Origin of the sequence: Candidatus Clostridium helianthi, from assembly GCF_045310795.1 — a bacterium.
GTDB classification, from domain to species: Bacteria; Bacillota; Clostridia; order Clostridiales; family Clostridiaceae; genus Clostridium; species Clostridium helianthi.
Genome location: NZ_JBJIAB010000251.1, coordinates 1 through 242, shown reverse-complemented (window position 1 = coordinate 242; position 242 = coordinate 1). Strand labels below are relative to the sequence as shown.

1 protein-coding gene is annotated in these 242 nt (G+C 33.5%); it reads right to left on the bottom strand.

Annotated elements, in window-relative coordinates; genetic code table 11:
• A partial coding sequence (locus tag ACJDTP_RS28005) for a PTS system mannose/fructose/sorbose family transporter subunit IID (RefSeq protein WP_406763086.1) occupies positions 1-242 on the bottom strand: 242 nt, incomplete at both ends.

The window sequence follows — 242 nt, the reverse complement described above, 5'->3', positions numbered from 1 at the left end:
GGTCCCATAAGACCAATCTTAACACCACTTATTGATGCCTCATCTATATCTGCCCCATTTGCCTTTTGTTCTTCCATTGCTGCTGTTATTCCCATAATTGGTGTTGCCATAAATGGTTGTGTATTAAAGAATTCTAAATGTCTTTTAAGTGCTGCACTTAATTCATCACCTTTATATAATTTCTTCAAAGCTGGAATTAATGTAACACAAAAACCTATTGCTTGCATTCTTTCAAAATTAAA